General features: G+C 40.3%; 22 protein-coding genes and 12 tRNA genes. 1 reads left to right on the top strand and 33 read right to left on the bottom strand.

Features of this window, described 5'->3' with window-relative positions; all coding sequences use genetic code 11:
- Positions 1 to 124 precede the first annotated feature (124 nt).
- The 13 genes from ACFOU2_RS02635 to ACFOU2_RS02695 all read right to left on the bottom strand — a co-directional run bounded on the left by ACFOU2_RS02635 (position 125) and on the right by ACFOU2_RS02695 (position 1,855).
- Positions 125 to 198: transfer RNA gene (locus ACFOU2_RS02635), tRNA-Gly, on the bottom strand.
- Positions 199 to 212: 14 nt separating this feature from the next.
- Positions 213 to 289, bottom strand: a tRNA-Pro gene (locus tag ACFOU2_RS02640).
- Positions 290 to 308: 19 nt separating this feature from the next.
- Positions 309 to 385, bottom strand: a tRNA-Arg gene (locus ACFOU2_RS02645).
- 75 nt (positions 386 to 460) lie between these two features.
- A tRNA-Leu gene (locus tag ACFOU2_RS02650) sits at positions 461 to 546 on the bottom strand.
- Between the two features lie 10 nt (positions 547 to 556).
- Positions 557 to 638, bottom strand: a tRNA-Leu gene (locus ACFOU2_RS02655).
- 10 nt (positions 639 to 648) lie between these two features.
- Positions 649 to 724: transfer RNA gene (locus ACFOU2_RS02660), tRNA-Lys, on the bottom strand.
- Between the two features lie 2 nt (positions 725 to 726).
- A tRNA-Gln gene (locus tag ACFOU2_RS02665) sits at positions 727 to 801 on the bottom strand.
- Positions 802 to 808: 7 nt separating this feature from the next.
- A tRNA-Asp gene (locus ACFOU2_RS02670) sits at positions 809 to 884 on the bottom strand.
- A 37-nt stretch (positions 885 to 921) separates the two neighbouring features.
- A tRNA-Val gene (locus tag ACFOU2_RS02675) sits at positions 922 to 997 on the bottom strand.
- Between the two features lie 38 nt (positions 998 to 1,035).
- Positions 1,036 to 1,107 (bottom strand) — tRNA-Glu (locus ACFOU2_RS02680).
- Between the two features lies 1 nt (position 1,108).
- A tRNA-Ser gene (locus ACFOU2_RS02685) sits at positions 1,109 to 1,199 on the bottom strand.
- Between the two features lie 3 nt (positions 1,200 to 1,202).
- Positions 1,203 to 1,277: transfer RNA gene (locus ACFOU2_RS02690), tRNA-Asn, on the bottom strand.
- 107 nt (positions 1,278 to 1,384) lie between these two features.
- Positions 1,385 to 1,855 carry a SprT family protein gene (locus ACFOU2_RS02695; protein ID WP_377911961.1) on the bottom strand — a complete coding sequence of 157 codons (471 nt, stop codon included), beginning with the start codon at positions 1,853 to 1,855 and terminating at the stop codon, positions 1,385 to 1,387.
- Between the two features lie 110 nt (positions 1,856 to 1,965).
- Here ACFOU2_RS02695 and cmpA point away from each other — a divergent pair, with 110 nt between their 5' ends.
- Positions 1,966 to 2,079 carry a cortex morphogenetic protein CmpA gene (gene cmpA, locus ACFOU2_RS02700; protein WP_377911963.1) on the top strand — a complete coding sequence of 38 codons (114 nt, stop codon included), beginning with the start codon at positions 1,966 to 1,968 and terminating at the stop codon, positions 2,077 to 2,079.
- Between the two features lie 167 nt (positions 2,080 to 2,246).
- Here cmpA and ACFOU2_RS02705 read toward each other — a convergent pair whose 3' ends face one another.
- The 20 genes from ACFOU2_RS02705 to glmS all read right to left on the bottom strand — a co-directional run bounded on the left by ACFOU2_RS02705 (position 2,247) and on the right by glmS (position 21,301).
- On the bottom strand, positions 2,247 to 4,421 hold the full coding sequence (locus ACFOU2_RS02705) for a Tex family protein (RefSeq protein WP_377911965.1): 2,175 nt from the start codon (positions 4,419 to 4,421) through the stop codon (positions 2,247 to 2,249).
- A gap of 283 nt (positions 4,422 to 4,704) precedes the next feature.
- Positions 4,705 to 5,307: a PP2C family serine/threonine-protein phosphatase gene (locus tag ACFOU2_RS02710; RefSeq protein WP_377911967.1), complete on the bottom strand. Its 603-nt coding sequence runs from the start codon at positions 5,305 to 5,307 to the stop codon at positions 4,705 to 4,707.
- On the bottom strand, positions 5,304 to 6,098 hold the full coding sequence (sigB, locus tag ACFOU2_RS02715; protein WP_377911969.1) for an RNA polymerase sigma factor SigB: 795 nt from the start codon (positions 6,096 to 6,098) through the stop codon (positions 5,304 to 5,306). The genes ACFOU2_RS02710 and sigB overlap by 4 nt, the downstream gene beginning before the upstream one ends.
- Positions 6,064 to 6,549: an anti-sigma B factor RsbW gene (rsbW, locus tag ACFOU2_RS02720; RefSeq protein WP_377911971.1), complete on the bottom strand. Its 486-nt coding sequence runs from the start codon at positions 6,547 to 6,549 to the stop codon at positions 6,064 to 6,066. The genes sigB and rsbW overlap by 35 nt, the downstream gene beginning before the upstream one ends.
- A complete protein-coding gene (locus ACFOU2_RS02725) occupies positions 6,546 to 6,899 on the bottom strand; it encodes an STAS domain-containing protein (RefSeq protein ID WP_377911973.1) in 354 nt (117 codons plus the stop codon). The genes rsbW and ACFOU2_RS02725 overlap by 4 nt, the downstream gene beginning before the upstream one ends.
- A 34-nt stretch (positions 6,900 to 6,933) precedes the next feature.
- Positions 6,934 to 7,944 carry a PP2C family protein-serine/threonine phosphatase gene (locus ACFOU2_RS02730; RefSeq protein WP_377911975.1) on the bottom strand — a complete coding sequence of 337 codons (1,011 nt, stop codon included), beginning with the start codon at positions 7,942 to 7,944 and terminating at the stop codon, positions 6,934 to 6,936.
- A 13-nt stretch (positions 7,945 to 7,957) separates the two neighbouring features.
- Complete coding sequence (locus tag ACFOU2_RS02735) at positions 7,958 to 8,359, bottom strand: anti-sigma regulatory factor (RefSeq protein WP_377911977.1); 402 nt, start codon at positions 8,357 to 8,359, stop codon at positions 7,958 to 7,960.
- Positions 8,360 to 8,361: 2 nt separating this feature from the next.
- Positions 8,362 to 8,718 carry an STAS domain-containing protein gene (locus tag ACFOU2_RS02740; RefSeq protein WP_028397500.1) on the bottom strand — a complete coding sequence of 119 codons (357 nt, stop codon included), beginning with the start codon at positions 8,716 to 8,718 and terminating at the stop codon, positions 8,362 to 8,364.
- A gap of 2 nt (positions 8,719 to 8,720) precedes the next feature.
- Positions 8,721 to 9,563: an STAS domain-containing protein gene (locus tag ACFOU2_RS02745; protein ID WP_377911980.1), complete on the bottom strand. Its 843-nt coding sequence runs from the start codon at positions 9,561 to 9,563 to the stop codon at positions 8,721 to 8,723.
- A 161-nt stretch (positions 9,564 to 9,724) separates the two neighbouring features.
- On the bottom strand, positions 9,725 to 10,075 hold the full coding sequence (gene ndoA, locus ACFOU2_RS02750; protein ID WP_377911982.1) for a type II toxin-antitoxin system endoribonuclease NdoA: 351 nt from the start codon (positions 10,073 to 10,075) through the stop codon (positions 9,725 to 9,727).
- 4 nt (positions 10,076 to 10,079) lie between these two features.
- On the bottom strand, positions 10,080 to 10,361 hold the full coding sequence (locus ACFOU2_RS02755) for a CopG family ribbon-helix-helix protein (protein ID WP_377911984.1): 282 nt from the start codon (positions 10,359 to 10,361) through the stop codon (positions 10,080 to 10,082).
- 199 nt (positions 10,362 to 10,560) lie between these two features.
- On the bottom strand, positions 10,561 to 11,724 hold the full coding sequence (alr, locus tag ACFOU2_RS02760; RefSeq protein ID WP_377911986.1) for an alanine racemase: 1,164 nt from the start codon (positions 11,722 to 11,724) through the stop codon (positions 10,561 to 10,563).
- Positions 11,725 to 11,894: 170 nt separating this feature from the next.
- A complete protein-coding gene (locus ACFOU2_RS02765) occupies positions 11,895 to 12,905 on the bottom strand; it encodes a LolA family protein (protein WP_377911988.1) in 1,011 nt (336 codons plus the stop codon).
- 100 nt (positions 12,906 to 13,005) lie between these two features.
- Positions 13,006 to 13,368, bottom strand: coding sequence for a holo-ACP synthase (acpS, locus tag ACFOU2_RS02770; protein WP_377911990.1), 363 nt, complete (start codon positions 13,366 to 13,368; stop codon positions 13,006 to 13,008).
- 106 nt (positions 13,369 to 13,474) lie between these two features.
- Positions 13,475 to 14,440, bottom strand: a complete 966-nt coding sequence (gene uvsE / locus ACFOU2_RS02775) for a UV DNA damage repair endonuclease UvsE (RefSeq protein WP_377911992.1) — start codon at positions 14,438 to 14,440, stop codon at positions 13,475 to 13,477.
- A gap of 95 nt (positions 14,441 to 14,535) precedes the next feature.
- A complete protein-coding gene (gene cshA / locus ACFOU2_RS02780) occupies positions 14,536 to 15,939 on the bottom strand; it encodes a degradosome RNA helicase CshA (RefSeq protein WP_377912016.1) in 1,404 nt (467 codons plus the stop codon).
- A gap of 316 nt (positions 15,940 to 16,255) precedes the next feature.
- A complete protein-coding gene (locus tag ACFOU2_RS02785; protein ID WP_377911994.1) occupies positions 16,256 to 16,462 on the bottom strand; it encodes a YdeI/OmpD-associated family protein in 207 nt (68 codons plus the stop codon).
- Between the two features lie 20 nt (positions 16,463 to 16,482).
- Positions 16,483 to 17,853 carry a UDP-N-acetylmuramoyl-tripeptide--D-alanyl-D-alanine ligase gene (locus ACFOU2_RS02790; RefSeq protein WP_377911996.1) on the bottom strand — a complete coding sequence of 457 codons (1,371 nt, stop codon included), beginning with the start codon at positions 17,851 to 17,853 and terminating at the stop codon, positions 16,483 to 16,485.
- Positions 17,854 to 18,056: 203 nt separating this feature from the next.
- On the bottom strand, positions 18,057 to 19,142 hold the full coding sequence (locus ACFOU2_RS02795; RefSeq protein WP_377911998.1) for a D-alanine--D-alanine ligase: 1,086 nt from the start codon (positions 19,140 to 19,142) through the stop codon (positions 18,057 to 18,059).
- A gap of 356 nt (positions 19,143 to 19,498) precedes the next feature.
- A complete protein-coding gene (gene glmS, locus ACFOU2_RS02800) occupies positions 19,499 to 21,301 on the bottom strand; it encodes a glutamine--fructose-6-phosphate transaminase (isomerizing) (protein WP_377912000.1) in 1,803 nt (600 codons plus the stop codon).
- Between the last annotated feature and the right edge of the window lie 208 nt (positions 21,302 to 21,509).

The raw sequence follows: 21,509 nt of genomic DNA on the forward strand, positions 1-21,509 counted from the left end.
ACCAGCACATGGATGTGCTGACATCGACGTTGTCACAGGACGTGACGTTCTTAGTCGATGTTCCTTACTCTAATAAAAAGAATTAACGTTGACGTTTGTTTTGTTCAGTTTTCAAAGTTCATTTTGGAGCGGGTGATGGGAATCGAACCCACGACATCAGCTTGGAAGGCTGAGGTTTTACCATTAAACTACACCCGCATATTCATTTTTAATGGTCGGGAAGACAGGATTCGAACCTGCGACCCCATGGTCCCAAACCATGTGCTCTACCAAGCTGAGCTACTTCCCGCTTTTAGTTATCTTAAATATGGCGCGCCCGACAGGAGTCGAACCCATAACCTTCTGATCCGTAGTCAGACGCTCTATCCAATTGAGCTACGGGCGCTTCTTCTTAATCAACAGCGACTTTATTATATTATCATTTAAATGTTATAAAGTCAACAACTTTTTCAATTTCATTTGGTGCGGCCGAGAGGACTTGAACCTCCACGGGGTTGCCCCCACTAGGCCCTCAACCTAGCGCGTCTGCCATTCCGCCACGACCGCGTTTTAAGAGTGCGGGTGAAGGGACTTGAACCCCCACGCCTTGCGGCGCCAGATCCTAAGTCTGGTGCGTCTGCCAATTCCGCCACACCCGCGTAATTAAAATGGTGAGCCATGAAGGACTCGAACCTTCGACCCTCTGATTAAAAGTCAGATGCTCTACCGACTGAGCTAATGGCTCACTGGCTGGGCTAGCTGGATTCGAACCAACGCATGACGGAGTCAAAGTCCGTTGCCTTACCGCTTGGCTATAGCCCAATAATAATGGCGGTTCCGACGGGACTCGAACCCGCGATCTCCTGCGTGACAGGCAGGCATGTTAACCACTACACCACGGAACCATCTAGCTAAACATCTCCAATAAATGATATCTATCTATGGTGGAGGATGACGGGATCGAACCGCCGACCCCCTGCTTGTAAGGCAGGTGCTCTCCCAGCTGAGCTAATCCTCCAATATATAAGATGTACACTCAAGTGTACATCTTATTAATGACCCGTACGGGATTCGAACCCGTGTTACCGCCGTGAAAGGGCGGTGTCTTAACCGCTTGACCAACGGGCCATGGCAGAGAAGAAGGGATTCGAACCCTCGCACCGCGTTAGCGATCTACTCCCTTAGCAGGGGAGCCCCTTGAGCCACTTGGGTACTTCTCTGTATGGCTCCACAGGCAGGACTCGAACCTGCGACCAATCGGTTAACAGCCGATTGCTCTACCACTGAGCTACTGTGGAATATTTTCTTGCGACTTTTATTATAATATATTAGCTCAACACTTTTGTCAAGCTCTTTCTGTTTGTGTCTCTTAATGACGACGGCTTAATTAATTTATCATAGTATTTCACTTTGAGTCAATATCTTTTTCTATTTTCTTTAGCTTCCCTTTACACTTTCCACATATATAACGGCTGATATCTACTTTTCTTACTCTAGCATATAATTGGCGGCACTTTGTACACTCATAGTAGTGAAATTTTTTTCTCTTCGCTTTCTCGCTTGATAATGGCGTGCAAAACCTTGGCGCTCCCACTTTTGCTAGCAATTCTTTAAAGTCTCGATCTCGATGTTTATACCCTTTTCCGCCTAAGTGAAGATGATAGTGACATAACTCATGTTTAATAATTCCTTCTATTTCTTTTAACCCTCTTTCTTTATAGTACAATTCATTGACTTCAATGTTATGGGACGATAACAAATAACGCCCTCCCGTGGTACGAAGCCGGGAATTAAAATAAGCTTGGTGCTTAAAAGGAATTTGAAATACCTCAAGCGATATTCTTTCAACCATTTTTTGCAATTCCTCGTCATTCATCTCTGTATCCTCCTCTTATGTTAAGAAAAACTCTTTTCTTTCATGAACATGACTAGCCCATGCCGCATACAATTTTATACTACATCTATAGAAAAAGGAGAAATGCCAATATGCCCAACTGGTTACAAAATCAAATGAAACGAGCCTATTATAAAAAAGATCGTTATCAAATCAAATTGCTAAATCAATGCTGGTTTTTTTATAGAAAAAAGCACTGCTCTTAATCGCAGCGCTTTTTTCTTTTAGCCTCGTTAAAGAACCGCGTTAATATCCCCTGTTTTAGCTCGTTTAACGAAAACCGAAAGTGTACAGAACAATAACTTTGCATGAATGAGCCAAAGGTTAACACTCTGACTCTAACATAGCTCTTTTCTTAAAAGATAAATGTTCTTTATGCGTTAGGCACCATCGTAAGAGCCACTCTTCCTTTTTTCATATCCACATCTTCTACCCAAACTTTGACTAAGTCCCCAACAGATACGACATCCAATGGATGCTTAACAAACTGTTTGCTTAATTTGGATATATGAACAAGCCCATCTTGTTTCACACCGATATCTACGAATACTCCAAAATCCACTACGTTTCTAACTGTTCCCTCCAGCTCTAATCCTTTTGACAGGTCTTCCAATTGGAGTATTTCTTTTTTAAGCAAAGGCTTCGGCAACTCATCGCGAGGATCTCGTTCAGGACGACCGAGTGAGACAATAATATCTTGTAGTGTAAGCTCTCCAATGCTTAACTTGCGAGCTGTGTCCTTTATATCAAGCTTTTCAAGCCGCTGTTTTAATTGTTTGCTTCCTAAATCGTTGTTGGTGAACCCAATTTCTTTTAGCAATACTTCAGCATGATTATAACTCTCAGGATGAATACTTGTCCGATCTAGTGGCTGTTCACCATCTAAGATTCTTAGGAAACCAATGCATTGCTCATATGTCTTAGCTCCAAGACGGGGAATCTTCTTTAATTCTTTTCGATTTTTAAACTTGCCGTTCTCTTCTCGATATTTTACGACATTTCGCGCAACCGTTTTATTTAACCCCGCTACATACTGCAGCAATGAAGAGGAAGCGGTATTTACATTCACCCCTACCTGGTTTACTACAGTCTCTACCACAAAGTGAAGAGATTCATTTAACCTTTTTTGTGATACATCATGCTGATATTGGCCTACCCCTACAGACTTTGGATCAATTTTAACAAGCTCGGCTAAAGGATCCTGCAGCCTTCTCGCAATGGAAACCGCACTCCTTTCTTCTACCTGTAGATTAGGAAACTCTTCTCTCGCTAAATCAGAGGCTGAATATACACTAGCTCCTGCTTCATTAACAATTAAGTAGAAAGTATCCTCCTCTAGTAATTTGAGCGTATCTGCCACAAATTGTTCCGTCTCCCTTGAAGCCGTTCCATTTCCAATGGCAACCATCTCTACTTTGAATTGCTTAAGGATAGATAACAATTTCTTTTGAGCTTCCTCTTTTTTATTGACCGGAGGGTGAGGATAAATGACATCAATAGCCAACATTTTTCCCGTCTCGTCCACAACCGCTAATTTACATCCTGTTCGATAAGCAGGGTCTACCCCCAATACCACTTTCCCCTTCAAAGGCGGCTGCAACAATAGATTTTTTAAGTTTTCAGAAAAAATATGAATTGCTCGTTCCTCAGCTTTTTCTGTAAGCTCTTTCCGAATTTCCCGTTCAATAGAAGGCTCAATCAAGCGTCCATAAGCATCCTCTGTTGCTCTTTTTATTGCCTCTGAAACAGATGATGCTTCTGTTTTAATGATGTTTTTATGTAAATAACGCAAAATATGTTCAATGGGAGGGATGATGGAAACCCTTAAGATTTCTTCTTTTTCACCGCGGTTCATGGCTAAAACACGATGCGGGACGATACGCTGAATAGGTTCTTCATGCTCATAATACATTTCATATACTTTTTTCTCATCTTTCTCTTCATCTTTGACCGTTGAAGAAATTTTGCCTTTTTTAAAGGTTTCTTCCCGAATCCATTGACGAAAAGCAGGTTCATCCGAAATATGTTCTGCAATTATGTCTAAAGCTCCACTAATCGCCTCCTCTTCTGACTCCACTCCTTTTTCATCCGACACGAACTCGCTTGCTTTTATATGTAAGTCTTCACCCTTAGGAAAAGTTAACATCCATTGTGCAAGCGGCTCAAGCCCTTTCTCTTTGGCAACCGTCGCCTTCGTTCTTCTCTTTTGCTTATATGGACGATATAAGTCCTCTACCTGCTGAAGTTTTGTTGCTTTTTTGATTTGTTCTTCAAGCTCAGGTGTCAGCTTTCCTTGTTCATCGATTAGACGTATAACTTCTTCTTTACGATTTTGCAGGTTAAGTAAGTAGTTCCAGCTGTCTGAAATATCCCGAATTTGCACTTCATCTAAAGCTCCTGTTTGTTCTTTACGATAGCGCGCAATAAAGGGAACTGTATTTCCCGCTTCTAGTAGAGCAATTACATTTTCCACTTGCTTTACAGCAACTTTCACTTCACTTGCTACATATCTTAACAAAAAGTCCTGTTGACCAGCGGTTTTACTCAAAAAAACTCCTCCTCAAAAACATACTCTTCTCTATTTTAACACTTAAAAAGCAGTCTCAACACCATCTGCAATTTCAACCTTCCTTTATTTTAAAAGGATTTCTATCGATCCTGTTTGTATGTCTTAAAGGAAATAGGGAGTTATTAAAAGAAGGTTATATGAAACAAGGATAATGAAAGCTTATTCATTGAAAAGCAGCATTTTATAAGTTTTTAACATATACGAAAAGCAAATAAACCGAAAAGCCCACATGTCAAACATGTGAGCTTAAATACAAAACCTTCTAGGTCATTAAATAGCCAAGTACGTAAGTAATATCATCATTGTTAGATAAAATTGAATTTTGAAGATGCATCGATAATTGTCCAATCGACAATGGCTTTGAAAACATTGATTTCACTTCTTTTAATTCTAGCCCATCAGTATGAATTAAAAAACGCGATTCCGGGTGGAATGAAAACGTCTGTGTACGAAAGCGTTGAGGTTTCCCGGAAAGAAAGCCTTTTACAGGAAGGGGGTAGGTCAACATGCCATCAGGGGAGTATAAGTAAAACCTGATATTCCCTATATTGTTATAGGCGAACTCATAGGTTTGCTTATAAAACTTTAAGATCGCGACAGCTGCTCCCCTCGTATTTTTGACCGCTTCATTACATTTCACCATCAACTCGTCTACACTGTCAGCATGATGGCGTTTTGCCGTTTCCGTTATAGAAGAAGAAGCTGCCAGCGCGTGCTCCCCGCTGCCTAACCCATCAGCTACGACACAAAGCAAATATTCATCGGTTTCTTTGATATAGAGACTGTCTCCACAGTGGGTATTGCCTTTTTTAGGCTTTTGGTATGTCTCGATTTGAACGCTTAATAATCGCCTTTCTCTTGTCACGACATATACTCCATGTTGGAAGAATCAGTGCTGGCGGCATTTCTTAGCTTTTCCAACGCTCTTCTTTGCAGACGAGATACATGCATTTGTGAAATTCCCAGTTTTTCACCTGTATCTTTCTGGCTCAAGTTTTCCATAAAAGTACAACGAATAATATCTCTTTCACGATCAGTTAGAACATGCAGAATCTTTTCAAGTACTAGGCGTTGGTCAGTTTTTTCGTAACCTTCTTCTCTTTCCCCTACAAGATCTAATAAGGTGACAGTACTTCCATCTGAGTCCGCCTCAATGGAGTGATCCACAGATAACGCTTGATAGCTTTGTCCCATCTCCATTGTTTCCAAAACTTCCTCTTCTGTCACTTCTAAAAATTCGGCAATTTCTTGAACTTTTGGGGAGCGTTGAAGCTTATTAGTCAGCTCTTCTACTGCTGATTTAATTTTAGGTCCTAGTTCCTTGATCCTTCTTGGAACATGTACACTCCATGTCTTATCACGTAAAAATCGCTTAATTTCCCCGATAATCGTTGGAATAGCAAAGGATTCGAAATTTCTTCCAAACGATGTATCATATCGGCGAATCGCTCCCAAAAGCCCAATCATTCCTACTTGGACAATATCCTCATGTAAAGAACTCCCTTTAGAATAGCGACGAGCAATGGACTCTACAAGATTCTTATAATGCAGAACGAGTTGGTTCTGTGCCTCTTCCGATTGCTGTTGCTGAAATTCTTCAATAAGGCGCAGTACATCCTCTTTAGTTAGCTTCATAGGTTGAGACTGGGTTTTCATCACTCTCCACCTGCTCTCTCTGTACATACTTTGTCATTAATACAGTGACTCCTTGCTCCTGCCCCACTTTTACTTCATCCATTAATGTATTGATTAAATAAAGTCCCAAGCCGCCTTCAGGCAAAAACTCTATTTCTTGGGATGTTTCGTAAGGACCAATGTTTTGCTTTAGCTGTTCAAAATCAAAACTTCTACCTTGATCTGCTACTATAATTTCTAACCGATCTGCGAACAACCCGAAACCAACCGTCACTTCACCATTTTCTTCTTCCCTGTAAGCATGCTGCACAGCATTTGTACAAGCCTCACTAATGGCGATTTTCATGTCCTCGATGTCATCGTAAGAAAAACCCATGCGGTTTGCCACACCCGACAATGTAAGTCTAATTACCGCTACATATTCTGGTTTAGCCGGAATTTTCATCTCTACAAAGTCGTACGCTTGTTTCATTTTATGCCACCTTCTACTTGGGAATTTAAATTTAAAATCTCTGTTAGTCCCGTGATATCAAATAATCGCTTCAAACGTTCTGATACACCTACAAATTTTAATGATCCCTCTGTTTTTTTGATTGCTTTTAACAACGCAATAAACACACCTAACCCCGTACTATCCATATAAGCTACATTTGTAAAATCAACGGTAATTTGAGGATTTGTTTGCTCTGTCATACTCATAAATTTATCTTTAAGCTCCGGAGCTGTATAAGCATCTATTTCACCAGCCAGCTTCACATAATACTGCTGTTCATTTTGTTGAATATCAATTTTTAAATTCACCGGATTCTCCCCCTCGAACATTGTAGTATCTTTTAAATACCCTCTTAGAAAAGAATTAAACCAGCCGCTTTAAAATAATTAATGTAAAATCATCCCTTAGCTGGAAATCTTGCAGCTTTTCCAACTCTTTGTAGACTGCCTCAACTAATTCCTGAGCGGATAAGTGCATGTATTTCCTAATAAGTTTTATAATGTCCGTTCTTTCGATAAATTCTTCATCAACTCGGCACTCTGTTACTCCATCGGTCAAAAGCACAATCATATCCTGAGAAGAAATGGCGGTTTCATACTGAGAATACTTTACATTGCGATCGATACCCAGTACCAGTCCCTTCGCTTCCAAATCATAAAATTTATCTTCTTCCGCCGAATAATAGAAGCCGGGTTCATGTCCCGCAGATGCATATTGGAAAAGGTGCGAAAATGGATCATACGTTCCGTAAAACATCGTAATAAACATGCTCGGATCAACATTTTGCTCCACGATTCTATTCAAGTTTTCCAACACATAACTTGGATTTTTTCTGGAATCTGGCAAGCTGTCCATTGCATATTTAATCATTGACATACACATAGCCGCTGGAATACCCTTTCCAATCACATCCGCAATCGCAATATTAACACATCCGTTCTCATCTTTCACAAAATGGTAATAGTCCCCGCTCATCTGCTTCGCAGGTACACTGATCGCTCCTATATCCACAGACGAAACAGCGGGTACACTCGTGCTTAATAAATTCTGCTGCACATTTACTGCAATTTCAATCTCGGACTTCAACTCTCTTTGCTTGTTCTTTAATGCTTGATGTTCACGGTGAGCAAGTCCGTAACTAATCATAATTTCCAACAAGAAATCTAAGGAATGGAGCACTCTCTCTGGAATGTCAGGATAAATTTCCTCAATCACTTCTTTATGCATACTGACAATATCTTCTGGTGATATTTCATTTTCGAGCGATTTACGACTCAGCTTTTGGCCTTGGTAAAGAACCTGTTCATTTTGTGTCTGAATATAATTTGCTAAAATTTCTTTATATAAATGTTTCATTTCTTCATGAAAACTCATGATCTATTTCCTCCTAGCGGAGCCACTTAATTGCCTTTATCTCTGTACCCTCTCCTACAACCGATTCGATTTCAAACTCATCCATCAAGCGTTTCACTCCGGGCAATCCTGCACCTAACCCACCAGATGTTGTATAACCATCTTCCATCACTTTTCGAATGTCTGCAATCCCCGGTCCTTCATCAGAGGCAACAATTAAAAGCCCGCTCTTCCCCATACGGTTTATTTTTTCAATACAAACTTTTCCTTTTCCGGCGTACAGATAGATGTTACGTGCCAACTCAGAGATTGCTGTTGTAATGCGGGCCTGGTCTACTGTGCCGAATCCTAGTTCTTTTGAGACATTTCTTCCCAGCTGTCTCGCTGCCACAATGTCCCATTCCGTTACGATTTTTACGCAGGATTGGAATTGCATTCTCATTCCCCCAATTCCGCTTGGAGTTTTTCCAAACCTTGCTCTAAATCTAACGCGGTAAGAACATCATTTAACCCTATTCCTAATTCAATCAGGGTAATTGCTACAGCGGGTTGAATCCCTGTTAATACCACTTTTGCTCCCATCAAGCTTGACATACTGACTACATCACCTAATACTTTTGCAATAAACGAATCGATCATATCAATGGACGTTAAATCAATGACAACGCCTTTAGCACCTGTTTGATGGATTTTATTTAATAGGTCTTCCTGAAATTGAATGGCAGTTTGGTCATCGAGCTCCCATTGGATAGATACTAATAAATAATCATGAAGTTTTAGGATGGGTATTCTCATGCTTATTCCTCCAATTCTGCTTCTACGATTTTACGATTAGTAATCGCAAGTGCAGCCTCTATGCCCTTTTTAAGTGAATTCTTTGTAATAATTTGATTCAGATTAATACCTAAATTTACAATGGTTTGAGCAATTTCAGGACGGATACCAACAAGAAGGCATTTGGCCCCTACTAGGCGAACGGCTTCTGCGGCCTGAATAATATGATGAGCCACCATAGTGTCCACTACCGGCACTCCAGTAATATCAATCAATACAACTTCAGCGCGATGTTTGACTACCCCTTGCAGAAGATTTTCCATAATTTTTTTTGCTCGATCCGTATCGATCGTTCCAATAAGAGGCATAACAGTGATTTTATCAAAAACCGGAATAAGCGGGGCTGATAATTCCTGTAAAGCCACTTTTTGCAGCATAACAGTATTTTCCCAGGAATTTGAATACAATTCGACCACATTGTTATAAATAGGAGTTAACCACTCGTCAAACTCATACAGCAATTCGGTTTGAACCGTTTTCGGTGCAATGGGATTTTCATTGTATTCCACAAATCCTTCCAATACTACCTTGCCGATGGTACGAGTACCATTAGTTAAATAACTTAACGGCCAACCAAGTTTCACCACTCTTTTTACAAAAACTTCCAAATCCTGAACGAATGTATCTTGATGCTGCAGAGCATCCGAAAGAATCAGGTGCACAAAGTCCGAACTCATATTTATATACACTTGCTCAGATATAATGTTTTTGATCCGCTCCATACCCAGCGTTTGCATCTTATCCAGCCAGTTTTCAAAAATCTGTTTTCTATGATCCCTTATGTAATCAATTAAATTTTGATTCATGATTTCCTCCTTATTCCTTTATAAAAACAACACCCTTATTTTTGTCGATTTACACCGCTACAAAAATATCCCTCTTTTTCACTATAAAATTTCCCCTGTTTCGCCGTCAAATAAAAAAAGTTACTCTTTTGGGAGCAACTTTTCTTAAATGGCGTATAATGTTAAAAATCGATAAGTCCTAAGCTTATTTGCAAAGCCTCATCTACTCTGTCCATCATCTCATCATCTAGATGAGTGATTTTATCAGTTAACCGTTGTTTATCGATTGTTCGTATTTGCTCAAGCAAGATAACCGAATCTCGTTCAAAACCGTAGCGTTTGGCATCAATCTCTACATGGGTAGGAAGCTTAGCTTTTTGAATTTGAGCTGTAATAGCAGCCACAATAACTGTTGGGCTAAAGCGGTTTCCTATATCATTTTGGATGATGAGTACAGGGCGAACGCCTCCTTGCTCGGAGCCAACAACTGGGGATAAATCAGCAAAATAAACGTCGCCGCGCTTGACTACCAAATCATTACCCCCCGCTAACTAAGCGTTCTACGGTGTGATCAGCTTCATATTCTGCCAGGAAGGCTTCAGATGCGATGTTTAAATTTATCTTAGCCATTTCCATATATCCTCTTCTCATTGACTCGCGGATATGGCGTTTTTTGCGTTCACGAAGATACATCTTCGTAGCCTGATAAATAAATTCACTACGATTTCCGTTCTCCTGTTTCACAATCACATCTAATTCTGACACTAAATTTTGTGGTAATCGAACCAAAATTTCTGTAGTTGCGCTCGCTTCAGACACAAACATACACCTCCACCATCAATACACACACCAATAATCTCACCTAACTTTATAATACCATTGATTACGGCTTATGCAAAGGTAATTCTCTTAATTCCTCAACTATTATCGTCATTTCGGGCCTTCTTTTATGCATGATTCGCCAAAAAAATGATAAAAAGCAGATCATCCACGCTAAATCGACAAGTTAAGAGAGTTTTTAAGATAATAGATAATTTGTTCGGCCCCATTGCTGGCCATGTCGAATGAATAAACGGGGAACCCTATAAGAAATCATACAAGGTATTTCATAATTAATGGTTTGAAGATGCCCGGCAACATCATCAATCGAAATCTGTTTACCTGCTTGTTCACCGATAAGTGTCACTTTTTCTCCTATTGGATATTTCTTTGGGAGTTTAACCATTAACTGATCCATACACACACGGCCTACGATTGGAACAAAGTGGCCGTCTACAAGCACTTGAAAGTTCTGCATCCTGCGAATCCAACCGTCCGCGTACCCGATTGGAACCGTCCCGATCCATTCATCCCCCTCCGCTTGATAAGTAGCCCCGTAACTGATCGTATCGCCCTTATGGACTCTCTTTACATGCACAAGGCGACTGTGCAAGGAAAAGGCCTCTTTTAATGTAACAGGCAACACTTTCTTCATTTCCATAGAAGGACTGAGCCCATACATCGCAATTCCTAATCTTACGGTATTGAATGTTTCATGGGGAAATCGTAATAAAGCCGCACTATTAGCACAGTGAATGTAAGGAGGACAAACACCCCGCTCCGCTAAATACGTTACTGTTTCCTTGAAAGATTCATATTGAACGTTGTATTTTTCGCTATTTAACTCATCAGCCGTTGCAAAATGGGTAAATACTCCTTCCAGAACGATATTCGGGTTGTTCTGTAATAGCTGAAGGATTTCCTCTAATTCCCTTTTTGAGCGAATACCGAGCCTCCCCATACCGGTATCCACTTTTAAATGCACATAAAAAGGCGTTTGCAGGTTCGCACACTGCTTTACCGCTTCTCTTAACCATTCCACACTATACATGGTAAAACGAATATTATGGCACGATGCCGCCTCAATATGCATAGGGGAAACAGCGCCTAAAACTAGAGCCGGTTGTTGGATTCCCTTTTCCCTTAAGGCGATCGCCTCATCCAAAAAGGCAACGGCCAACATGTCAGCTCCCTCTTCTACCGCCACTCTTGCTACTTGCTCATCACCATGGCCGTAAGCATTTGCTTTGACTACCGCGATAAGATGCTGGTTTTGAGGTAAGATCCCTTTGATTGACCGAATATTCTCCGCTATATAATCTAAGTTAATTTCTGTCCATGTATCGCGATAAACCGCATCCATTTCTATACCCACTTCCTTCTTTCCGAACCATTATAAAAATATGCTCTCTTTTTAGTATAATACATAGAAAGAAAAATAACAGGCTCATAAATTAACTTTGAGCCTGTCTTTTGCCAGTGTTTATCCCGTTCCATCAGATGAGGGCCTTACACACTAATAGAAGTTTCACTTTATTTAATCATTTGTCCCTCCATTGAACGTGCAACCATAATCATTTCCTCTTTTGTTAAGTCTTTGGAGGCGAGCATAAAATCTGTACCTTCAGAGGACCATGTTAAGGTTTGGTCAGAAAGTGCGCCAATGGCAAACCCTAGATCAATCGGTTCTCCGTCTACGAACGTCGAGGCAGCCGTTTCCTTCACTACCGCTTGCTCCTGGATTAAGGTGAAGGTTTTTTCACCGCCATATGTTAAGACGATTCGCTTACCGTTTTCTGTTTTCACTTCTTTTTCCTCTACAAGGGAAGTTCCTGCAGGTGTATCCATTGGAATTTTAACTTCTAGCGGCTTTTTATTATCTTGTGCAAGCGTCGGTACTTCCATTTGGGCACCTGTCATGTTCCGTTTTGTTTCAAAAGCCCCTTTATCGAACTTTGCATTTAATTCTACTTTTGAAAACTCGATCTCGATCAGTGGGTTGCGATCTGTGTCCATAATCTTTACTAAACGCGGTGTTAAGTCTTTTTTATTTAAGGTGATTTCTTGTGTTGGCAGCATGGCGCTGTTTTGATAATTCGTTTTTGTTTCAAATACATAGGCATCTTTCGTTGCTTTAAATTTAGCTTCGCTATCTCCCATAATATCTCTTGCTAAGGATTCATACAGGTAAGCTTGACTGCTGTTTTGAGGCCAATCACTTTGGAACCGAAAGCTTTTATTTAAGGCAGGCGTTAACACAAATACCCCTTCATCATTACGCAAAATCATTTGACTTTGATCTTTCGCTGCGTTTTTTAGATTTACGCGATAATAAGATGGTTTACTATGCCAAACCTCTACCTCATATACTTGTGAATCCTTCCCTGTCTTCAGCGTCATCTTAGCTTTTGCCTTATACCCTGTCATTTCCTCCAATTTAGCATCTAAAGCATTTTTTACATCTTCTTGACTTTTCGCGCCGCATCCTGTTATCAAAAAGAGCACAAAAAAGCAACTCAAGAAGCCGCCCAGCACTTTTCTCATCTTCCCAACCCCTTTGCCTCTATTCGTATTTCTCGAAGAGTGAGCATATCTCTTCCATCTGCAATATGAATATATGAGACAAGGTCTTTGAATATGCAGACTAGCTTGACAAGCTTTCGATAATTACTTGTGCAACTGCATATTGTTGGCTATGCGAAATAGAAAGATGGACCTTTACATCTGAGGAGGAGGAAAGAATAAACGGCTTTCCATATTCATCATAATCCACCTGAATATCTTGAAAACTCAAGTGTTGACCGATTCCTGTTCCCGCCGCTTTTGCATATGCTTCCTTTGCAGCAAACCGGCCTGCTAGGAATTCCACTTTCCTGCGAGAAGAAAGTTGCTCATAATATAATTTCTCCTTGTGAACTAAGATACGTTCCACAAACCCCTTTTTCCTTTGAATGATCTTTTCGATTCGATCAATTTCTACGATATCTATTCCAATACCAGTAATCAAAAACGTCATCCCTTTCACTTTGGTTATTCCCATTTTATCAATTTTACAGATTCTTTTGTAACTTCATGTTCATAATAAAAAAGCCCCTTTAAATCAGAGACTTTTCCTAGCGAATATGAAAGCTGGATTGATCAATAAATTCGATTTCCTTATAGGATTTTAGCTGTTCTACTAACCGGAACAGGGCATCGTCTTTTTTTTTCGCTTCAATCATACAGTCAATCTGGTTGACACTTCCTTTGATGTGCGATAAAAAATCCATGAACATGCTTGGATCCACGTAGTCTGCATGAGCACGAAAATCGTGATCATCCCTTGGACTTGAAATGTGCATTTTCATGGGCAAGCTTGATTGGCTCCACGTTCCAACCATTCTTCCCCAATTATCTTCCCACTCTATCCCTGCATTGTTGGCTAAATGGTGATGCAAGTCAAAAACGATTGGAATATTGAGTTTCTCACATAAATAGAGGGTATCCCGCACAGTAAAAGTGGTATCATCGTTTTCTAGCATGATCATGTTTTGAATTTCAGATGGAACAAATCCCCAATTATGAATAAACTGCTCCAGCGCCTTTTCTTTATCTTCGTAAGCACCGCCTACATGCATTACACAACGATGGGCTAAAGAAACACCCATGCCTTTTAATAGGGCAGCATGCGTCTGCAGCGCTTTAATAGATCGTTTCAGAATATCTACGTCCGTTGAGTTTAATAAAACGAAATGATCAGGGTGGAAGTCTACCCTTATCGTGTGCTTTCCTAAATAATCTTTAATTTCAGCCAAACTCCGTTTCAATGGACCCATATAATCCCACCCAGCCAGCTCTTCGTGATTGGCAAGCGGAATCAAACGTGAGCTGAAACGAAAGAAATGAATCTCATTCCAAACATTATGCTTTAACAGCCTTAAGCAATTTTCCAAATTGGAAATCGCGATTCGCTCTAATTTTTTAATTGCTGCTTCTCGGTTTTTCAGCTTGCTGAACTGAGCAAACGTCATCGTTTGAGAAGGTGAGCTGTTTTGCAAATGAACACTCATCGCTACATACCCTAACCTTACAATCGTCAATACGGCCACCCCGCTAGTTGAATTACTTCTAGCATTCCCTAAATATCTTCAAAATAAAAACTGCTACCTCATGACGAGATAGCAGTCAGCCGACCCTACTTACTTTTCGCTTGTTGTTTGCGTTTCACATTTACTCCATTGCGTTGGCCCTTTTTACGGGATTGAGAACCATCTCTGTCCCGACCGCTTCTGCCGCCTCTGCCATCTCTTCCGCGAGAGCTTCTCTCTCTTTTACCCGGCATCGGCGCTTCGGCTGTCAACTGCACAGGCGTTGTGTCCGGCTCTTTTGTTAACAATTTAATCGCTGCAGATACGATTGATAAAGAATCATGTTCTTCAAGTAATTCTTCTGCTGCTTGACGATAAAACGACAAGTTTTGTGATTGAAGAACATTTGTTAACTTTTCCATCGCAAGGCGTTGTTGACCTTCTAATGCCTCATCCAACGTAGGAGCCTTCATGCGATCCATTTTTCTCTTTGTTGTATTTTCGATATTTTTAAGCTGGCCCATTTCTCGCGGCGTTACAAATGTCATCGCCACTCCTGTTTTTCCAGCACGTCCCGTACGACCGATACGATGCACGTAGCTTTCTGGATCTTGTGGAACATCGAAATTATACACGTGTGTCACACCTGAAATATCAAGACCACGAGCGGCAACATCAGTTGCAACTAGAACATCAATGCTTCCTTCTTTAAACTGACGAAGAACAGACATACGTTTTGCTTGAGTTAAATCACCATGGATGCCTTGTGCTGCATATCCTCTTACAGTTAAAGCCTCAGAAAGCTCATCGACTCTGCGCTTCGTTCTTCCGAACACGATAGCTAATTCTGGAGACTGAATATCCAATAAGCGAGTTAAGACATCAAATTTTTTCTTTTCTTGAGTCTCTAAGTAATATTGTTGGATATTAGGTACCGTTACTTCTTTTGCCTTTACTTTTACAACTTTCGGTTCACTCATGAATCGCTCGGCAATTCGTTGAATTGGACCAGGCATTGTTGCTGAGAACAGCAGTGTTTGATGATCTTCCGGTACATTTTCCAAAATCTTTTCAATATCTTCAATGAATCCCATGTTCAGCATTTCATCCGCTTCATCCAATACAACAGTCTGAACATCTTGTAAGCGCATCGTTTTGCGGTTAATATGATCAAGCAAACGACCCGGCGTTCCAACAATAATGTGAGGGTTTTTCTTCAGCGAACGAATCTGACGGCTAATATCTTGACCACCGTAAATCGCCAATACACGAGTACGCTTATGACGTCCAATTTTGTATAACTCTTCTGATACTTGAATAGCCAACTCACGAGTAGGCGCAATCACAATTCCTTGGATGCGCTCAATTTTCGTATCAATTTTTTCTGTTAACGGGATACCAAAAGCGGCTGTTTTACCTGTCCCTGTTTGTGCTTGACCAATCACATCTTCCCCTTCCAAAGCAAGAGGAATAGTTTGAGCTTGAATTGGAGTCGCCTCTTCAAATCCCATTTGATTAATTGATTTTCTCAGTGTTTCACTGATTCCTAAATCTCTAAATAAAGCCAATATTTCCAAACTCCTTTTGATTTCATACTGTATTACTATTATATAACAAAAATGTTCTTTCTTAACATTATAAAAAAGGACATTCTCCGTTACAGGGGAAATGCCCTGAAATATATCACTTTAACTTGTTGGGCAATCAACAATACACATTAAACTTTATAATACCATTTTCAATGAGCATTTACAATCCCTTTTTTATGCATAAATAAGAACCTTTTCGTCCCTGCCCCAGCTTCTCAATAGTAGCTAATACCCTTCTTTACTTAGTTTCCTCTTTTTTCGTTCCTTTAATCCAAACAATGTATACTTTTTTGAGAATATAATAACTTTCCTGCCATTCATTCGCTTCTTCGTTTGTTTGAAAAGCAGCCAGCAGATCTTCTGGAATTTCCACATCACGTCTTTCAGATTGGAGAGCATCGCTTGTGTTCTTCATCCCGATTGTGGATTTTCCCGTTAAATTCATTCATCATCTCTTTCATTCTTCTATGCTTTTAACGCCTCAACCACTTCTTCTAGTCTCATTCCTCTGGATGCTTTTACAAGCACTACATCACCCTTTTGAATAAGAGGGGCTAAATGCTGCACCAACTGCTTTTTATCACCAAAATGCTGCACTCGCCCTTTTTCAAAAGTCGTTTCTGCTCCTTTAGCAATTTCAAGACCAAGCTTTCCACAAGTAAAGACATAGTCAATCTTCTGCGGGTTGATTATTTGACCCACTTCATAATGAAATGACTTTTCCTGTGCTCCTAGTTCAAGCATATCTCCAAGAACGATGAATTTTTGGCCATATCCCTTTAAGTCTTCCAGTAAGGAAATGGCTGCCTTCATTGATGTCGGGCTCGCGTTATAGGCATCGTTGATAATATCAAAACCTTTATGAGAAGGAATCATTTCCATTCTCATATTTGTCAGCCTTAAGGTGTTTAACCCCTCTGCAATCGTAGAAAATGGAATATTAAAGAAGCGCCCTACCGCGATTGCCGCTAAAGCGTTATGAACATTATGGACGCCAAGGACAGGGATTTCATACGTTACATCAGGTGCCTGCGAAATGGTAAAGAGTGTACTTTGCTTTTGCTGTTCAATGGTAAGGGGATGTAGGTCAACATCACTAGTTTTCCCAAAAGTGACGGTCTTAATAGCCATTTTCTCTACTCTGGAAGTTAATAAAGGCTCATCACCATTGTAAATTAGCAATCCTTCTTCCTGTAAACCGCTGATAATCTCTAATTTCGCTTCGGCGATCCCATCCCGACTTCCCAGATCCAATAAGTGTGATTCACCGATGTTTGTAATAACAGCCACGTGAGGAGCTGCCAACTGAGAAAGCAGCTCGATTTCACCACGACTGCTCATCCCCATCTCTAAAATGGCAATTTCCGTCTCTTCTGTCAAACGAAGCATTGTTAAAGGCAAACCAATATGGTTATTGAAGTTCCCTTCTGTTTTTAAAACTTGATAGCTCGTGGACAACACGGAAAAAATCATGTCCTTTGTGGTTGTTTTTCCATTACTTCCAGTCACGCCTACTACTTTCACGCCTAATTGATCCCGGTATTGCTTTGATAATTGCTGTAGAGCCGTTAATGTATCTTCTACCAATAATACAGGAATGTTCTCAGGCATATTGGGTTCATTTCGATTCCAAAGAGTGGCAGAGGCCCCACTTTCTATCGCCTTTTGAACAAACTCATGGCCATTAAATTTTTCACCTTTGATCGGGACGAATAAATTTCCCTCTTCAATGGTTCTTGTATCAATGGACACCCCTTTGATTATCACCTCTGTATCTCCTTGCAACGTACTGTCAGGGATCATCTCTTGTACTTCTTTTATCGTACGTGTAATCATCTTCTGTTCAAGCCCCTTTCTTTCCGTTATGTAACCTCGTTAATTGTTGTATCAACCCATTGGATGGTCAAAAAATACGCATACAGAAATGGACCTTTTCACTAAATCGCTGCTGGTTGCAACAAAGCAATTGGAAAGGCCCATTTCGACGAGATTGCTTCCGAAGTGATTAGTGCATTTCCAAAACAACCTCATTTGTTACATTATATTGTGTACCGAATCTTTTGTTTTTCTTCGTGACGCTCAATTGCCAGGTAAACAAGCTTTTCGATCAATTCCGGATAGGATACTCCTGCATGTTTCCATAGAAGCGGGAACATGCTATAAGGAGTGAACCCCGGCATTGTATTTACTTCGTTGATCAACAGTTTTCCGTCTGGTGTTAAGAAGAAATCTGCTCGAACTAGACCAGCCCCGTCAATTGCTTTAAAAGCCTTAATTGCTAGTTCCTTCATTTCGTTATAAGTGGTTTCATCGATTTGAGCAGGAATGATGAGGGCCGTATCTTCGTCTTCATATTTCGCCTTATAATCATAAAACTCTTTCTTAGGAGCGATTTCCCCTACTACTGAGCAGCTCGGATTGTCATTCCCCAATACACCGATTTCTATTTCTCGTGCAACAACGCCTTCTTCCACAATAATCTTGCGGTCAAATGTAAAAGCTTCTTCAAACGCAGCGATAAGTTCTTCACGATCTTTACATTTGCTGATTCCGACGCTTGATCCCAAATTAGCAGGTTTTACAAAGCAAGGATAGCCAAGCTTTTCTTCTACTTCTACATAAGCCTGTTCTTGATTTTGCTCCCATTCGCTTCGGATAAACCAAGCATAATTCACTTGAGGTAAGCCAGCTTGAGAATATAAATTTTTCATGATCACTTTATCCATTCCTGCTGCTGAAGCAAGGACACCGTTTCCTACATAGGGAATATTTAATAACTCCAACATTCCTTGCACTGTTCCGTCTTCACCGTTTGGTCCGTGAAGAAGAGGGAATACCACATCAATGCTTTCTTGCGGTTGTGCCCCTGTGCCACTAAAAATAGCGGTACTTAAAGACATCGGTGAGATTTCCGTTCCTGTCCGATTCAGCTGAAGTTGGGCGATATCTTCAACAGGTCCTGTCAATTGCTTTCCTCGAATCCACTCGCCCGTTTCGGTAATATAGATTGGATGTATGTCATATTTATCTTGATCCAACGCTCCAATTACAGAAAGAGCTGTTTGCATGGATACTTTATGTTCAGCAGATTTCCCGCCATATAAAAGGCCAAGTTTAATCTTCATAGATGATCCTCCTCATATTTCTTCATCTTTTCTATTTTATCATTTTCATCATATGTTTACGAAAAAGATTCGTTCTCACTGCGGATAATATGTATGAAAAATACATAAGCAACATTGTAAAGCAAAAAACCAGATTGATAAATAGTCCTTTATCATTACCCTTTACTTAAATCTATACGCTTTTCACAAAACAATTCCATTGTGCTTTTCAACAATAAAAACCCTAATACAGCAATCTTTAACTGTACTAGGGTTCATATGAGAATATCATGTTATAACATCTCTTTTGAAAATGGACCTATCGTTTATAACAGTACTAGTTATAAATCGTATGATTGTCTAGCTTTCAGTGACCATTATTCAACTGTAACAGATTTAGCCAAGTTACGCGGCTTATCTACATCACAATCACGATGTAATGCTGCGTAGTAAGAAATTAATTGTAAAGGGATAACCGATACAAGCGGTGCCAATGTTTCATGTACCTCCGGAAGAACATAACGATCTTCTTCTGTTTCTAAGCCTTTCATGGAGATAATGCAAGGGCTTGCTCCGCGAGCCACTACTTCCTTCACGTTACCGCGAATACTTAAGTTAACATGCCCTTGAGTCGCTAAGGCGATTACAGGCGTGTTGTTCTCAATTAACGCCATGGTACCATGCTTTAACTCTCCTCCGGCAAATCCTTCTGCTTGAATATAAGAAATTTCCTTTAATTTTAACGCACCTTCTAAACCTACATAGAAGTCTAATGAACGACCGATGAAGAAGCAGTTACGAGTTGTTGCTAAAAATTCACGCGCAATGTTTTCCATTTCTTCTTTGTCATCACAAAGTATTTCCATCGCGTTCGCCACAATCGCTAATTCTGGTACAAGATCAAACTCTAATCCGATTCCTTTTGCTTCTGCTGTCACTGCCGCCAAAATTGCTAATACCGCTAATTGAGCTGTATAAGCTTTTGTAGAAGCAACCGCAATCTCAGGACCTGCATGTAGTAATAGCGTGTAGTCCGCTTCGCGAGAAAGAGTAGAACCAGGAACATTCGTAATCGTCAATGCTTTATAGCCTAATTCCTTCACTTGCACAAGCACAGCACGGCTGTCTGCTGTTTCACCGCTTTGTGAGATAAAGATAAACAAAGGTTTTTTAGATAAAAGCGGCATGTTGTAAGAGAACTCGCTTGCCACATGCACTTCTACCGGGATTTTCGCCCATTTTTCAATGAACTGCTTTCCAACTAAACCGGCATGGTAGCTGGTACCGCAAGCAATAATATAGATACGGTCCGCCTCATTCATGGCCTCTAATACATCTTTATGAATCGCTAATTCATTCTGCTCATTTTGATAAGCTTGAATGATTTTACGCATAACCAACGGCTGTTCATCAATTTCTTTCAACATGTAGTGAGGGTATGTGCCTTTTTCGATATCACTTGCATCTAGTTCTGCCGTATAAGGAGCACGCTCTACTACTTGCCCATCTAATTTTTTTATTGTGACATCTTCTTTTGTCACAATAACAACTTCTTTATCCATTAATTCTACGTATTGATCCGTTACTTGCAACATTGCCATTGCATCACTTGCCACAACGTTAAAGTCAGTACCCAATCCTACAAGCAGCGGACTTTTGTTTTTCGCTACATAAATTGTGTTTTTGTCTTGTTCATCTAAAAGGGCGATGGCATATGAACCGTGAAGCAAGCTAATCGCTTTACGAAACGCAGCTTCTACCGCCAGACCTTCATTTACAATTTTTTCAATTAATTGAACAATAACTTCTGTATCTGTATCACTTTTGAACTCCACACCTTGAAGGTAATCACGTTTTAAAATCGCATAGTTTTCAATAACGCCGTTATGAACGATCGTAAAACGGCCTTTTGTACTTTGGTGCGGGTGAGCGTTCACTTGACTTGGAGCACCATGTGTAGCCCAACGAGTGTGACCAATACCGATTGGTGCTATAACAGACTCATCCACAATCCCACGTAACTCAGCAATACGGCCTTTTTCTTTAAATACATGAATACCTTGCTCATCTGCAACTGCAATTCCTGCAGAGTCATAGCCGCGGTACTCTAATTTTTCCAACCCGCGCAATAAAATTTCTTTTGAATCTTTATTTCCGATATAACCTACAATTCCGCACATAAAACAGTTCCTCCTTGAAATAAAACAATCAACATCTAGTCATTTCCTTGTCTTTGTCCAAAAGGTCACCCTTTTGCTTTTAACAAAGGATTACACGGTTGTGACTATTCAACCGGGAGGCATCCGCCGAGCACTCGATAAACCTCCTCCTCGTCAACTAAGCACTTTGCGTCTCTATGCTTAGTCCAGGCGCTTTAATGATGAACCA

Origin of the sequence: Bacillus songklensis (genome assembly GCF_042649685.1) — a bacterium.
Taxonomy (GTDB): Bacteria; Bacillota; Bacilli; order Bacillales; family Bacillaceae_H; genus Bacillus_BA; species Bacillus_BA songklensis.